This window comes from Pontiella sulfatireligans (assembly GCF_900890705.1).
Classification (GTDB): Bacteria; Verrucomicrobiota; Kiritimatiellia; order Kiritimatiellales; family Pontiellaceae; genus Pontiella; species Pontiella sulfatireligans.
In genome coordinates, this window is record NZ_CAAHFH010000001.1 from 1,529,749 (window position 1) to 1,543,664 (window position 13,916).

Consider the following 13,916-nt stretch of genomic DNA (forward strand, 5'->3'; position numbering starts at 1 on the left):
ACTGAGCACTTCCAGGCATTGGAACTCTCCCTACTGCTTAAATTCGCCGAACGGGCGGCCGATCGAATTCACATACCCCGACAAATACACCTTCATCTCCTTGAGCACCTTTTGATACTCCGGATTCATCGCAATGTTTTTCGACTCCATCGGATCACGCTCCAGATCAAACAATTGATCGGGATCTGCAAAACCAAACCGCTTATACGTCTGCCCAAACGGTGACTTGATCCACAGGCGATCAAAGTTGCCCGCATCAATATTTTCTGCCAGCGTGCCGCTCAAATTTGGATTCATGCCGCGCTTGAGCATCTGATCGTTGTAGCGAATGGCGATATACTTCCAATCCTTGGTCACGACCGACTTGGAATACCCGCTTTCCGTATAGATCGCCTCCTTAAGCTCATCAACTTCCCCCAACCAAACCGGCTGAATACTCATGCCATCGAGATGCAGTCCTTCAATCGGCTTAGCCTGGGCCACATCCATGAAAGTCGCCGCCATATCCGTCACATCGATCAGCGTATCATTCACCTGTCCCGCCTGAATGCCCCCGTCCGGCCAGCGTGCGATGAAGGGAATATTATTGCCGCATTCATACGGAGTGGCTTTCCCGGTTGCCTGCTGATCCGCGAGGTAAATGACCAATGTGTTATCGAGTTCCCCCATCGCTTCCAGCTTATCGAGAATCACACCGATCCCCTCATCCATCCACATCATCATCTCCGCCACGACCCCTTTGTTTTTAGGAATGGCGGAACGGGGCCCCATAACTCCAACAGCCTTATCCGTAAACCCTTCAGGAGTCACCGTTAAATCGCCACTTTCGATCGGCTCGATCGGCCCATGCGTTGGCGTGAAGGCCGTCCAAAGAAAAAAAGGCTTGTTGTCCGGTGCCTGCTCGAGAAAATCGATTGCACCTTTCACCGTGTATTCCACATTGTGATGCTCCAGAGCTTCGGGATACTGATCCACCACATTCCCGGCGGTAATGCATTCCGCATAATCAAAGCCGTAGCCATGGATCAGGTCGCGCTGAATCTCGACCGATTCCTGAATCATCGCCTGGATCGCCGGGTCGTTTGGATCGGCATCATTCGGAATAACGTGCAGCGGGAGCAGTTCATGAAAATCGTTATGCCACTTCCCGGCCGCACCGGTATAGTATCCCGCCTTCTGCAGCGCCTGCATAATCGTGCGGTCGGTTTCGCAGAAGAACGCGCCGTTGCGGATCGGCGGCTGAAAATCATATTCCTTGAATAGCTTGTTGCGACAGCGACTCGGGTAAGAACCCGTAAGGCAGCTGTAGCGCGTCGGCACGCACAGCGACGACGTGGTGTAGGCACGCGTGTGGCGAACTCCCTCTTTCGCCAGACGGTCAATATGAGGCGTAGCATATTTTGCTCCGTACGCACCAATACTGCTCATATTTTGATCATCACCAATTAACACCACAATATTCGGGCGCTCTGCCGCCATCGTTATCCCTGCCAGCATCGTGCCGGCAAACAGCATTGCCGCCTTCTTTCCTACAATCATACCTATTCCTCCAATCAAAAAATGCCTTCCCGCACTAGATGCGACCTAATACATCAAACCCAACCCGAACCGTCAATATATATAGCCACTTTTTACAAATCATTTGGTGAGCATTTAAAAAACGCGCATTATGCTTTATGGCATCGCGGATGGCACTGGAGTGCGCATGCCCGGCACGCCCGCGAATCTGAAGGCATGGCCCGCACGGGATGTTGACGAACGCAAGAATGCCCGTACGAACTATTGCCCGGACTTCTCATACATCCCCTTCGACAACAACCTCGCCGAACGCGACCTGCGCATGAACAAGGTGAAGCAAAAGATCTCCGGTTGCTTCCGCGACACAGGACATTTCGAAGACTTCTGCCGGATCCGCAGCTACATCTGCACGGCGCGCAAGAATACGACCGGTGCTTTCGAGGCGCTTTCCGGCTTATTCCAAAGCCACCCGGCTATGTCGGCAGCACCTGAGTAGTTACCTATCTTTTAAGGATAAGCGGACGGAACAAATCTGGGAAGGGCGGGCTTCCCGCATGGATTCCGCCTTGCAACCGAAGGCGCAGTTGAAACTGCGCTACATCGAAGTGGCGATTGATGTGAACGATTTGCGTTCCGCGCCAGGCAATCGGCTGGAGAAATTGACCGGCAACCGAAAGGGAACCTATTCCATCCGGGTCAACCAACAATACCGAATCTGTTTTCGTTGGACTTCGCATGGAGCCAAGGAGGTTGAATTTACAAACTACCATTAATCAGAATTAAATAATTACCAGATGCCACACAATTACTAGGAGAATGCCCATGAGCATCAATGTACATCCCGGCGAAGCACTACAGGAGTTTTTGGAGGACTACGGTCTTAGCCAGAGCAAGCTAGCGCAGGAACTTCGTGTTCCCGTGCGCCGAATCAATACCATCGTTCGCGGCGAACGCGGAATTACCGCCGGCACAGCGGTACGCCTTGCCCGTTTCTTCAACAACCGCCCCATCTTCTGGCTTGGACTGCAGGAACTTTTCGACATCAACGAAACCCAGCAAAAGCTGGCGGATGAACTAAGCAAGATTCATCCCATCGCGGTTTGAGGCAATGTAGACGCGAACTTCCAGCCACGTTGCAGTTGAGAGGAAGGAGGTTGCACAATGGAAAACACGAATGCATCACCCAATTGGTTCCATTTATAGCTATCAGCCGATTCAATAGACCACTGCATCAAGCAGGATGCCGGAATTTCATTCCGACAGCTTCACCCAATCCGTACCCGCCTCGTAGTATTTGCAGGGGTCTGCGAACGCTTCGGCATCAAATCCAATCAGTAGTTTGGAGAGCTGAAGCTTTTTTTTAATGTGCCGCATGAGCTTTGCGGTCAGGTCATTGCGATGCAACGGGAGCGGCACCGCCAGCTTCCAGAGCAGACGGGCCCCTCCGAAGCTGTTCGGCATATAAACCGAGGTTTAAAGGCGGTACAGCGGTCCAGAACGGTATCGCGCATGTGCCGATCGATACTGCCGTCATAATCCGCCACGATCCAATGTATTTTTGTGGCCGGATTATCCTTGGAATAAATTCTGCCCAGAGAAAACGACCCCTCAAAGCCTGAGAAAAAAAAACATGATCCAGATCCAGTTGATACCAACACGTCTCCGGCGGCGCGTCAGACCGGATTTCCCATGGTTGACATTTAAACACACGGTCTGATGACAGATTCGATATAGCAAGTAACATAGTTTATCTCCATTAGGTTTTTTTGACACATGACACTCTCCTACGTATAGAAGGTTTTTCAATCGGAAGATGAACGCCGGCGCACGGGGATGGAATTCATTGCAAAACCCTTTGCACCGATCCGAAACCGAAAAAGAATTTAACGCGACAAGACGCAACACGGCGGAATGGTGTGGGCGGCAAAGCGTCAACCGAAAAAAACGAATAATGGGGAAGCAGGAAATCGTCCGATGCAGGGGTATTTGAAAGGCAGGGGGGATTCCCACTATCGAAAGGATGATATTGGATTGCTTAAGCTTTCGTCTACTACGGATCGGAAGAGCGCAAGAAAACAATGAATCCGGCATATATAACATAGGTTGCAGTAAATAATGGCCTTTATCACCGCATGATATGCGGTGATTAAAACTTGCCTTTGCGGTAAATAACACCATTAATCCCCGCAACTGGAGCGGTGATTATGAAATACATCCATCAACTCGAAGATTGGCCTAAAATCAAATGGGACTCAGACCGGCTGGCCCCCCTGCTCGCAGATGTACGGCATCGGCAAGGGCGGTTGCTCGGACAAATGGAATCCCATGGTTTCCAATTGAGAGGCGAGGCCAACCTGCTGACCATTACGGCGGATATCGTCAAGTCGAGCGCCATTGAAGGCGAACAACTCGATTCGGAGCAGGTACGTTCATCCATTGCCCGCCATCTTGGAATGGACATAGGCGGAACGCCCCATGTCGCGCGCCACATAGACGGCATTGTTGAAATGATGATCGATGCCACTAAGAACTATTCCATGCCCCTAATGCAGGGCATGCCGTTGGAGTTGGTGCAGACTGTCACCGGCCACGCCACCGCTGAAATTGTCATGGAGCACTATTTCAAACCCCAGCGCGAACAGTTGAAGACCGCCCTGCAAAAGTGCCTGCCGTCCATGCTCACAAGCGAGTCAAAATCATTCGCCCCGGCCAGTGAACGAGCCGCCGAAGCGCTGCACGGGATCAATGCAAAGAACTGGCGCAAGGTGGCCGATGAAGCATTGAAGATTTTGGAAGAGAACCCGCACTAAGCCGAAAGTGCCTCTCTGAATGTGCTCACTCGTTAAAAAAAAATCGAGAGTGCTTTTTCGTGTTTTTCGAAAACCAGACCATTGAAGATATTGGCTTTCTGATTTCAAACTTACGCAAACTACAACACCATTTCTCTCCCGTGCTCTCAGGATATCACCTCCTAAGGTTGACAAACTTTGTGCTTGTCATGTTAGAACATGCACCGTCTTCAACCCACAGGAGCACACGACATGCAAACAACTGAAATCCCCACCGCGATCACCACAGCAGCAACGGCCATGCTTCAGCCATACGCCCCCGGACTTACATCGGCGGGACTTGTGGCTGCAATTACATACAGGCCAGATGAAGAAAAAATCGAACGACTTTTAACCCGCAAGGATACAGCCTCCCGTCTTTCAATCAGCGTCGTAACCTTGGATCGGATGATTAGGCGGGCGGGTGCTGCGGGGGATGAGCGTTATACGTGAGTGGTGGATTTTTTGTCTTTACTCAGAAGGGCTTTACTAAATCCACGAACCACTCTGTTGTAAGAATTATTATTAGAATCACCCACACCAATGAATAGAATATCCCGGCATCCACCATTTTGTTTTTTAGCGTTGCCCGGATGGTGTGGCTCTGCCCGACGCCAAATTGGAACGGCACGCCGCGCTTGAGGTTGAAAATGAGCCGGGCGAGCTCCTTCCGCGCATCCTCGTTGAAGCGATACGTTGGGTTGGCTTGCTTTAGGTAGCTCTCAACATCTTGAAGCTCCTTAAGCGGTTGAATGTTTGAAAAAACGGTAGCGATCCAAAAACCTTACTCCCGACAGAATAGTCCCCCCGTGTAGAGTCCTGACGCGCGCGCGCGATGTACTTAACCCTCAAGGCCTGATTAGAACTTAATCAACCTTGCCCTCCGAAAGCCTGCGGTTTAGATTCTACGGACACCAAGGGGGCATACATGATCTAACGCAAGCCGTCCCCGTAGAAATCGAATATGTCTCAAGCAAGCCGAAGATCAGCAGAATCAAAGGAGAGGGCAGTCAATGTATTATGAAATGGCTTTGGCGCTCATCTCTATCTGTGATTATCCTCGCTGCTTTTCTTTCACTGGGCATCATTGAAATCAAAGGTAGGTTTATCAAGTTGAAGAGATCCCGCAAAGTCAATATTTAAGGCTCTACGGATCCCGCCGTTATGGCTAACAAGCAGAAAATCAAGTGATATTTGTAAAGTGCCGCATCTCTTTCGAGTCTTTTTCGTCTTCCGGCAAAAGACTGTGAAGCCGTTCATTCACCTCCAACAGCTTGTCGTAGTCTTCGGCAGCTATGTGTCTCTTGCCCGCTTCGATCAGGTTTTTCGCTTGGAGCTGGTCGTTGAGGGATTCGCGCATGTTCGCCAGAAACTGAAACCAATTGACCAAGAAATCCGGCGTCCGACGAAGAATCTGGCCTCTGATCCGGTGAAGTTGGTCAATCGCCGCCTGGATTTTTTGCGAGTTTGTCGAGTTCATGAACGTGTGCTCTTGCGCAACCACCTCGTGTAGCTGTCGCCGTTCATGGTCGTTTCCGCTTTCGTTGACGATGCCTGCAACCTCGTCTTTCTCCGTCCTGTACTCGTTCCGCAATCGCTCGATTCGTTTGCCGGACGTGAGCTGGCTTAGTTCTTGGGCGAGCTTGCGTTTTCGATCTTCGAGTATATAACGCTCATCCGTTTCATCATCCGGCGTCAGGCTGAGCAGCATCGCTGCGCCCGTAAGTTCCTGCACCGGAGCAACGAGTTTTTCCAGTTTTTCGACCACATCATAGTTTTCATTCTCCATCGCCTCGGCTTTTTCCTTTTCGAGTTGTCCATCTAGCAGCTCCGCTTCTTTAGCGAGTGCTTTCACAGGTACGGCGCGATAAGTCGGATTGAAGATTTGTGAAAACTCCTGGCCGGACGAATTGACGTAGGCATGAAATGTCAGGTCGCGTGATTCAGAAACCTCAAAGGTGAGGTCAATTTCCGTACCGCGAAGAAGATCGCGCTTGAGATCCTTGCCTGAAATCTCCAGGTAGCCAACTTTCTTGTTTGTCGTGAAATGGTTTTCTGCCGGTCCCTCGACAACAATGATTCGAATTTGATCATCATCGGCGGCGCTGATTGCAACGCCCGCAAATTTTATTCCAGTGTGCGTAACGTAAATTGCCTGGTCTTGCTGACCCCAAGCGGAAAAGGAGTGCTTTCGATTTTCAGTAAGTATCTCCTCAATCGCCTTGAAATCCTCATCAAGCTGCTTGTTTAAATCGGCGCTCTTGAAATTGAATCTTTTGCAAAGGCGAAGAATCCGGTTTGACAACTCCGAATCGGAATGTTTGTTGTAAGCTGCAACCGCAATCAAACGGATTTGTTCAACAAGCCGACTCTGATCATCCCGAAAGAACGCAGTCGGCAGGAGATTGAAAGTTTCGGCCACGGCTAGATGCTCGATGAACTCTGCGATTTCAGAATAATCTGGTTTCGTCTTGGCAGCGTTCAGCACTTTTGTTTCGACCCATTCAATCAGCATTTTGGTGTGTTTGTAAGCACCCGCAAAACAAATATCCTCGTCTTCAGGTTCAACCCAGCGCCGACCGTCGAGCAATGCTTCAACAACGGCCAGCTTATGACTATTGATCGCACGCGCGAATAAGAAGTTGTATTGGCGCGCGAAAGGCTTGCTGATAAAACGGCGAAACTCCGGCTCGTTGTCCAAGAGTTCCAGAATCTCTTCAGGAAAGTATTCGTCTGAGTAAAGAAAATGCTCAATGTCGCCGCGCGTAAGGAATCGAAGCAATCGCGGACTGTTGAACACCGCCCGATGAAACCCCTGCTTTTCTTCACCTAAAAACTCGTCCTCCAAGGCCAAGGCGCGAGACTTGTCAATCGGCTGGTTCTCCAACCAAGGTACTCGGCCATCATTAAGTTCAATCTCCTGAAGCAGCCGCTTCTTCGCCCGCTGGATTGCTTTAATGTCCAGCGCACTTCCAGAACGAGGTAGTAATTGTGGCCGCGCGACGCCGTCCGCATCTACTTCAATGCTTTTATTCTGGTTCTCGTTGCCGTGCAACTCCGTGACCTGAAACACCTCGAATGGATTCAGGTAAAACTGGAAACACTCATCAGGCTTTATCAAACCGCCCGCTTCGATGCGCGCCGACTCTGCCAAAGGAAGCAGTTTCTTCTTAGTTGCCTCAATCCGCTCTTTGGCGGCTTCATAATTGGGGTTCAACATCAACGCGCACCGATATGCATCTGCCGCGTCGGCGTCTTGCGATACTTCGGGATGGTTGAAAACCAACCCAAGATTGAAAAACGCAGAGGTGTCCGGGAGTTTTGTCGCAGACTGCTGATAAAATTCGACAGCCTTTGCAAAGTTTTCGTGGTTGTAGTAGGCGATGCCGAGCGAGTTTAGATCAGCTCCGTCCATCTCGCCTAAGTCGCGCAGCTTTTCCCACGCTTCGATTTCCTTTGCGTAGTTTTCGCGCTTTTGGTGGAGTCTTATGAGATAACGCCATAGCCAGGGTGAGCCAGGGTTTAGCGACCTTGCATTGTCGAGTGCCTTCTCAGCCTCGTCCAATTTGTCAACCTTTACCAACCGACTTCCTAATTCCTGCCATAGCCAGTAAGAACGGGGATGGTGGCGAATCCCTAGCTTTGCAAACTCAATCGCTTGCCCATCTTGGCCGCTATCTCTGGCCGCCACGACAAGTTCCTCCCAAAGATGCTCATCATCGGGTAGAGCATCAGCAGCCGATTTCAGCAAAGGTATCGCCTCCGCGAATTGGCCGGACTTGCACAGCTTCTGGCCAGTCTCTTTGAGTTCTTGGGCTGTCATGCGTAGTATCGCTTTAGCGGCCCCCATTTCTTATTGCTTTCAGAGAAAGCAAAAGCAAAACAGCGAGACAAACATCGGTAACAGCCCACACACCCCGATCTAACCGGATTGGGGAAATAGGGTTGAACAGAACGGCAGCAAAAATGAAACCCCACATCCACGCTTTCTTTTCGAGCGTGCAGGAAAGATAGGCTCTGTATCCACAAACCCCGCAAACCACCCATCGAAGAATCTGAAAATAACCGTAGGGCAGACCGTCGATCAGACAGCCAAGAAGCATTACCGATGCTATGAGGATGGGGATCATTCCTTACTGCCACAAGTCAGCATTATCTTTACCGCCATTCATCGTTACCACCACAAACGTAAACGAATTTATTACACACGCTGACAAATAATTTACTCGTATCCGCCATGCTAGCAAGATGTATTGGTAATTAATAAAATATGACAAGATAACTCATGGAAGGCATAGTCCCCATGACTTGGCTTACTCCCTCTGCTCATCACTACGTTTGTCGTTACGCGCTCCGTTCCGACCATCAAAGGCAAAATAAAGACAGGAAGTGTAATAAACGGCTTTTTGGACTACCCGCTCTCATGGGGGATATATGTAGCGGGAAAGTGCGCAGGGGGGTGCCTCGTCTCTTGCGCGCGCGCGAGTGTATGATATCTTGTGCGCGAGACCGTCTAGACCGTTTTAACAGTCAAATCGCCCGCTGTATATCAACGCGCATTCGATTTCAGATCGTGGTTTCAGCCCTGTAAACCCTAGATATCTTCGCATTGAGACCACATAAGGCACCATGACGCACCATTTCCAGAGCTGACCGGATTATTGATATACTTCCGAAAATCGCAGTACCTATTCGTAAAGTATATCTATGCTCTAAAGGGGGCGAGTCCCCTCCTCCCCCCTCCCAGAGGTAGGGGATGCAGGCCCGATCTGCGTGGCTCTCCCTCGCCATTGGCATAACGCAGGCAACGCCGACGCATCAAAGGCAGACGGTACCGGCTCAAGTGTAATAATTCAACTTCTGGGGTTGCCGGTCTCATGGGGGATATACGCAGCGGGAAAAGTGCGCGGGGGGTGTCCCTCCCCCGATCTTTGGCAAATCTTTGCCACTTCTTTGGTAGATCATCCGATTTCATCACCCATATTCAGGAATCATCACGAAAAGGAGGAATGCAGTAAAACAAAAGAAAAGCCCCGTCATCATTGGATGATCGGGGCAAAAAAGTGGTGCACCCAACAGGAGTCGAACCTGTAACCTCCTGATTCGTAGTCAGGTGCTCTATCCAATTGAGCTATGGGTGCGCTTTAAATTCAGATTTTTTAAACGCTTGGATGCGCTTAAGAGGTGGGGAATGTATAGAGAACCCGTTTTCCGGTCAACGGCAAAAACGCAAAAAAATGCAGCCTATTCCTGCGCGTCCAGCTCGGGCTTGCAGAGCTCATAATAATTGCACTGGCCGCAGCTGGCCGGATCGAGGGCCAGCTCCCATTCCTCCTTGGGCAGCGGCTCGTTTTTTTCGCGGTCGTGATCAACGAGGTATTCGGTCATTTCGCCGACGGAATCACTCATCAGGGTTTTGGTTTCCTCAAGCTCCTGTTCCGTAATCTGGAACGGCAGCACCTGCCCTTCATTCAAATATTCGACATAGAGAAAGATATTATCCAGCGAAGCACCGTGCTTGACGATGGCCCACAGGGCATAGAGCGAAAGCTGAAGCTTATGCTGGTCGGCCTTGATCTTGCCGGCCTTCCAGTCGTGGATGTGCACTTCGTCGCCGATCTTGTAGGCATAGTCGGGAATGGAATAAATCTTCACGCCTTCATAAATGAAGTGCTCAACATCGCCCCCCTGCTCCGGCGTGGCAATCTGGAACTCCTGGGCGGGGTTAATGGAGCCAACCCGGGGCAGCACCTTTTCGATAAAGTTGGCGATGCAGTTTTGGATCTGCGCCGCCAGCTGGCGCTTGGCTTCTTTTTCCTCATCGCCGCCAAGGGTCTTGTAGTAGTGCCCGCGCAGGCAGCAATAGTGCTTGGGAGAATTGCGCCAATTGCCTTCGGTGGACTCCGTCCACTTTTTGGTCATGAACGGGCGGGCGATGTTTTTCCATGCATCATCCACCGAGACGGTTTTTCCAGCCTGATGCTGCTTGAGCACCCACATGATGGCGTTTTCCGCCGCCTGCCCCATCAGGCCCCAGCGGTTGTCCATCTTGTTCAAGCGGTAGGAGGCCTTTTGTTCCGGGGTGGCATTGCGGTCCCAGCCGCCCCACATGCCGTATTTGCCCCAGTAGCGCCGGCGACGGCACTGCTCAAAATCTTCCGATGCACTGAACGACCACGAAAATGTATTCTTTAACTGTCCCATAGAAACTCCAAAATAACTGGAGCAAGGAATAACAGGATTCCATAGGGAGTTCGACCGCAAAGACACTAAGAAATAAAGATTTCCCCCTGTTATCAGACTTTGTGCCTTCGCGTCTTTGCGGTCATTAAATAAGTTGCGGGCGTTTCTGAATCAGCACGGCATCGGCTTCGTCGCGCCATGGAGAGGTAAAGAACGGAGCAGTTGACTCCCCTCAACTTCAGAGTACTTTCCGGAGAGCGTGTTGAACCATTGGACGGCTCCCCCGAGCTTCCACCCATATTTGATGCAGAGCAGGCAGGCCCCCTTCCGGCTGGTCAATTCTTAAAACTCACCACTTCAGCGCATTGAAGTCATAGCACGGCACATCGTCCAATGCTTTATCCGTCACGACCGCCGATGCATATTTTGACCCGGCCTCCAGACGCTGGAAAATCCAACCGTCTTTCTCCCCGCGGTCGGGCAGCCGCCCATTTTCAATCGGAACCGAAAAGCTGGACAGCTCGCGGAAGAGCCCGGAGCCGCAGGCTTTCACATAGGCCTCTTTGCGAGCCCAGAGCTGGAAAAAGACCGCGCAGGAATGTTCTGCGTTTTCGATCAAGGCGGCTTCCTCGGGAGTGAAGTAGCGCGAGGCAATCGGCATTACATCCATCTCCTCTTTGATCATCTCTACATCGACGCCAACTTGACGGCTGCGTCCAAAGGCCAGCACAACCCAATCGCCGGAGTGGGAAACATTGAACGCGATTGTATCGCAGGCGTCCCGCCTGCCCTGCCCTGCGCGCAGCAGGCGAGACGCCTGCGGTACGAGAGAGGGCTTGCCGTTTTCTGAATATTGGAATTCGAGTTCGGAGGAGGGAACCCCTGTATAGCCGGAAAGCAGAACGCGGAGTGCGCCTCGGGCGGCAATAGAAGAGTGCCGGTCAGCTTCCCGATGGAAACGCGCGGCCTTTTCCTGCTCGGCATTGCAAAGCACGGCATGCAGCACGTCGATCCGATCCAGCACATCAGGCACATGAACGCCCCATATATGGATGGTGTCCTGGTCCAGTTCGGGCAGATGCCGGATATCATCGATGGTTTCCATTGGAGGCGCATTCTAAACAAAACCACCTGCCACGCAACTGCGAACAGACGGCAACCCGCCCCAAGGGAACTTCGGCCCAACCGGCTCCATCAATCGTCTTCGTAGAGCTCGTTGATGATATCCCATGCAGCGGGGTCATCGGAGCGAAGCCGGCACAGCAGGCTATAGTGATAGATCAGCAGCTGAATATGCTTCGCCTTAAACTCGTTGAAGTTGGCATTCGGTCCGAAGCCCTCGGCCATCATTTCCTTCGTTGTGAGCTGGACGACGCGGTCGAGTTCCTTCTCCAGCGCCATTCGGCCTATCCGGAGAAACCCGGGTGTTTTAAGCAACAGCACAGGTTCGTAGGTCATGCCCTCCAGAACTCTGGCGGTCGATTCGATTTTGTCCGCAGGAGCATCACAGGGAAACTCCTTCAACACCTTTTTCCACATGCGTTCACTTTTCATGGCTTTCGCCTCCTTTCGACAACGGAAGAGTACGGCCAAAACCCAAAATGAGCAACCTTTTGATGGAGGGACAAGCGGAAGGCTATCCTTTGCCTTTTTTGCTCTTTTTCAGCGCTTCGTATTCATCCAGCGTGCCGGGATAGTCGACAATGCCCTCCTCGGTTACCTCAAGAATGCGTGTGGCCAGCGTGGCGATGAAACGGTGGTCGTGCGAAACAAAGAGCAGCGTATTGGGGAAAAGCGAAAGGCCAAAGTTGAGCGCTTCGATGGATTCCAGATCGAGGTGGTTGGTCGGCTCGTCAAGGGCAAGTACATTGCCGCCTTCCATCGTGATTTTAGAAATGATCAGACGGGCTTTCTCGCCTCCGCTGAGGACGCCCACTTTTTTCCAACAGTCATCGCCGCGGAAAAGCATCCGGCCCATGAACGAGCGCAGCTCAACCTCGGAGGTGCCGGTTTCGGCAAAGCGGCTGAGCCAGTCCAGCGCGCTAACTTCAGGATCTAAAATGGAGGCCGCATCCTGCGGGAACATGCCCACCTCAACGGTTTCGCCGAATTCAATCTCTCCGGCGTCGCTTTTCAGCTGGTTGCAAAGAATGTTCAGCAGCGTTGTTTTCCCAATGCCGTTCTTGCCGATAATGGCCACGCGCTCTTCCGGCCCGATCGTGCAGGAAAAACCGCTGAACAGCTCCTCGTCATAGGACTTGGAAACCGACGACGCCTCAATCACTTTATTCCCCAGACGGGTCTTGGGAGCGAAGCGAATAAAGGGCGAGACGCGGCTGCTGGGTTTGAACTTGGTCATTTCCAGCTTATCCAGCGTTTTTTTCCGCGAGGTGGCCTGCTTGGCCTTCGAGGCATTGGAGCTGAAACGGGAAATGAACGCCTTCAAGTCGTGCGCCTGCTTTTCGACCTTCTTGTTGGCCTTTTCCTGCAGCTCGCGCGCGTCGAGGCTGGCAATGGTAAAGTCGTCGTAGTTGCCGGGGAACATGCGGATTTCATGATAGTCCAAATCGGCAATGTGCGTGCACACCTGGTTGAGGAAGAAGCGGTCGTGCGAAATCGTGATAAGGGTGCCGGTATAGCGCTTGAGCAGTTCAACCAGCCATTCAATCGACTCCATGTCCAGATGGTTGGTCGGTTCGTCCAGCAGCAGGATGTCGGGCTGGCCAAACAGCACCTGCGCCAGCAGCACCCGCAACTTGAAGCCCCCCTGCAGCACGGTCATATTTTGTTCAAACAGATCCTCGGTAAAGCCCAGGCCAACCAGCAGCGTGGCCGCCTCAGCCTCCATGGTATAGCCGCCGGCGTCGCCGAACTCCTCCTCGATATGACCGCAGCGGTCGCTCTCTTCATCCGTTAACTCGTCTTTAGAATAGAGGTATTCGCGCTCGCAGTGCAGCTTCCAAAGCGCGGGGTTGCCCATGTAAACAGTATCGATAATGGTATGTTCATCAAAGTCCGAATGATCTTGGCGGAGATACCCGAGCGTGCAGCCATGGCCGATAGCCACATCCCCCTCGCTCTGATCCTGCTGGCCGGTCAGGATCTTCATGAATGTCGATTTCCCGGAACCGTTGGCCCCGATCAGGCCGTAGCGGTTGCCGGGTGTAAACTTAACTGAAACGTCCTCGAAAAGGGCGGTCTTGCCGAAGCGCATGGTGATTTTGGATGTCGCGATCATATGAAACTACCTAGTTTGTGTATAAATTTTGATAAAGAAGCGCGCTTCTATAGCAGGATACGGCGTGAGAACCTACTGTAAATTGCAATCAACTGGATGCAATGCGGCTCGCCGCCCCAAAAGACGACCCTTTATTTTTTGAAGATCCC

Annotated in this window: 13 protein-coding genes and 1 tRNA gene; 5 read left to right on the top strand and 9 right to left on the bottom strand. The window is 51.7% G+C overall.

Features of this window, described 5'->3' with window-relative positions:
- Positions 1–30: 30 nt before the first annotated feature.
- A complete protein-coding gene (locus tag SCARR_RS05190; RefSeq protein WP_136060447.1) occupies positions 31–1,539 on the bottom strand; it encodes a sulfatase family protein in 1,509 nt (502 codons plus the stop codon).
- A gap of 130 nt (positions 1,540–1,669) precedes the next feature.
- Between SCARR_RS05190 and SCARR_RS28790 the strand changes: the two genes are divergently transcribed.
- The 3 genes from SCARR_RS28790 to SCARR_RS05205 are packed head-to-tail and all read left to right on the top strand — an operon-like array spanning position 1,670 to position 2,622.
- Positions 1,670–2,014, top strand: a complete 345-nt coding sequence (locus tag SCARR_RS28790; RefSeq protein WP_136060448.1) for an IS66 family transposase — start codon at positions 1,670–1,672, stop codon at positions 2,012–2,014.
- Complete coding sequence (locus SCARR_RS29035; RefSeq protein WP_281281120.1) at positions 1,950–2,291, top strand: type II toxin-antitoxin system RelE/ParE family toxin; 342 nt, start codon at positions 1,950–1,952, stop codon at positions 2,289–2,291. The genes SCARR_RS28790 and SCARR_RS29035 overlap by 65 nt, the downstream gene beginning before the upstream one ends.
- Positions 2,292–2,340: 49 nt before the next feature.
- Entirely contained in the window at positions 2,341–2,622 is a 282-nt protein-coding gene (locus tag SCARR_RS05205) for a HigA family addiction module antitoxin (protein WP_222846186.1), read from the top strand.
- A 147-nt stretch (positions 2,623–2,769) separates the two neighbouring features.
- Here SCARR_RS05205 and SCARR_RS05210 read toward each other — a convergent pair whose 3' ends face one another.
- On the bottom strand, positions 2,770–2,979 hold the full coding sequence (locus tag SCARR_RS05210) for a hypothetical protein (RefSeq protein WP_136060450.1): 210 nt from the start codon (positions 2,977–2,979) through the stop codon (positions 2,770–2,772).
- 743 nt (positions 2,980–3,722) lie between these two features.
- On the opposite strand from SCARR_RS05210, the gene SCARR_RS05215 reads away from it, so the two are divergent.
- Positions 3,723–4,328, top strand: a complete 606-nt coding sequence (locus tag SCARR_RS05215) for a DUF4172 domain-containing protein (RefSeq protein WP_136060451.1) — start codon at positions 3,723–3,725, stop codon at positions 4,326–4,328.
- Between the two features lie 231 nt (positions 4,329–4,559).
- A complete protein-coding gene (locus SCARR_RS05220; protein WP_136060452.1) occupies positions 4,560–4,799 on the top strand; it encodes a hypothetical protein in 240 nt (79 codons plus the stop codon).
- A 730-nt stretch (positions 4,800–5,529) separates the two neighbouring features.
- Here SCARR_RS05220 and SCARR_RS05225 read toward each other — a convergent pair.
- From SCARR_RS05225 to SCARR_RS05250, 7 genes are all read right to left on the bottom strand, one after another.
- Complete coding sequence (locus tag SCARR_RS05225; RefSeq protein ID WP_136060453.1) at positions 5,530–8,196, bottom strand: tetratricopeptide repeat protein; 2,667 nt, start codon at positions 8,194–8,196, stop codon at positions 5,530–5,532.
- Positions 8,183–8,476, bottom strand: a complete 294-nt coding sequence (locus SCARR_RS29460) for a DUF6804 family protein (protein WP_407984769.1) — start codon at positions 8,474–8,476, stop codon at positions 8,183–8,185. Before SCARR_RS29460 ends, SCARR_RS05225 begins: the two co-directional genes overlap by 14 nt.
- A 934-nt stretch (positions 8,477–9,410) precedes the next feature.
- Positions 9,411–9,487, bottom strand: a tRNA-Arg gene (locus SCARR_RS05230).
- 103 nt (positions 9,488–9,590) lie between these two features.
- Positions 9,591–10,550 (bottom strand): CRISPR-associated protein Cas4, encoded by a 960-nt coding sequence (locus SCARR_RS05235; protein WP_136060454.1) that lies wholly within the window; start codon positions 10,548–10,550, stop codon positions 9,591–9,593.
- A gap of 328 nt (positions 10,551–10,878) precedes the next feature.
- The gene (locus tag SCARR_RS05240; RefSeq protein ID WP_136060455.1) at positions 10,879–11,634 is read right to left on the bottom strand and encodes a 4'-phosphopantetheinyl transferase family protein; all 756 of its coding nucleotides are present in this window, start codon (positions 11,632–11,634) and stop codon (positions 10,879–10,881) included.
- A gap of 89 nt (positions 11,635–11,723) precedes the next feature.
- Entirely contained in the window at positions 11,724–12,083 is a 360-nt protein-coding gene (locus SCARR_RS05245; RefSeq protein ID WP_136060456.1) for a hypothetical protein, read from the bottom strand.
- A gap of 82 nt (positions 12,084–12,165) precedes the next feature.
- Positions 12,166–13,767, bottom strand: coding sequence for an ABC-F family ATP-binding cassette domain-containing protein (locus SCARR_RS05250; RefSeq protein ID WP_136060457.1), 1,602 nt, complete (start codon positions 13,765–13,767; stop codon positions 12,166–12,168).
- Positions 13,768–13,916 lie beyond the last annotated feature (149 nt).

What these genes read in the sequence shown, in the direction of transcription:
- SCARR_RS05190 (WP_136060447.1), bottom strand. Translation starts at nt 1,539, where the DNA reads ATGATTGTAGGAAAGAAGGCGGCAATGCTGTTTGCCGGCACGATGCTG.
- SCARR_RS28790 (WP_136060448.1), top strand. Translation starts at nt 1,670, where the DNA reads ATGCTTTATGGCATCGCGGATGGCACTGGAGTGCGCATGCCCGGCACG.
- SCARR_RS05205 (WP_222846186.1), top strand. Translation starts at nt 2,341, where the DNA reads ATGAGCATCAATGTACATCCCGGCGAAGCACTACAGGAGTTTTTGGAG.
- SCARR_RS05210 (WP_136060450.1), bottom strand. Translation starts at nt 2,979, where the DNA reads ATGCCGAACAGCTTCGGAGGGGCCCGTCTGCTCTGGAAGCTGGCGGTG.
- SCARR_RS05215 (WP_136060451.1), top strand. Translation starts at nt 3,723, where the DNA reads ATGAAATACATCCATCAACTCGAAGATTGGCCTAAAATCAAATGGGAC.
- SCARR_RS05220 (WP_136060452.1), top strand. Translation starts at nt 4,560, where the DNA reads ATGCAAACAACTGAAATCCCCACCGCGATCACCACAGCAGCAACGGCC.
- SCARR_RS05225 (WP_136060453.1), bottom strand. Translation starts at nt 8,196, where the DNA reads ATGGGGGCCGCTAAAGCGATACTACGCATGACAGCCCAAGAACTCAAA.
- SCARR_RS29460 (WP_407984769.1), bottom strand. Translation starts at nt 8,476, where the DNA reads ATGATCCCCATCCTCATAGCATCGGTAATGCTTCTTGGCTGTCTGATC.
- SCARR_RS05235 (WP_136060454.1), bottom strand. Translation starts at nt 10,550, where the DNA reads ATGGGACAGTTAAAGAATACATTTTCGTGGTCGTTCAGTGCATCGGAA.
- SCARR_RS05240 (WP_136060455.1), bottom strand. Translation starts at nt 11,634, where the DNA reads ATGGAAACCATCGATGATATCCGGCATCTGCCCGAACTGGACCAGGAC.
- SCARR_RS05245 (WP_136060456.1), bottom strand. Translation starts at nt 12,083, where the DNA reads ATGAAAAGTGAACGCATGTGGAAAAAGGTGTTGAAGGAGTTTCCCTGT.
- SCARR_RS05250 (WP_136060457.1), bottom strand. Translation starts at nt 13,767, where the DNA reads ATGATCGCGACATCCAAAATCACCATGCGCTTCGGCAAGACCGCCCTT.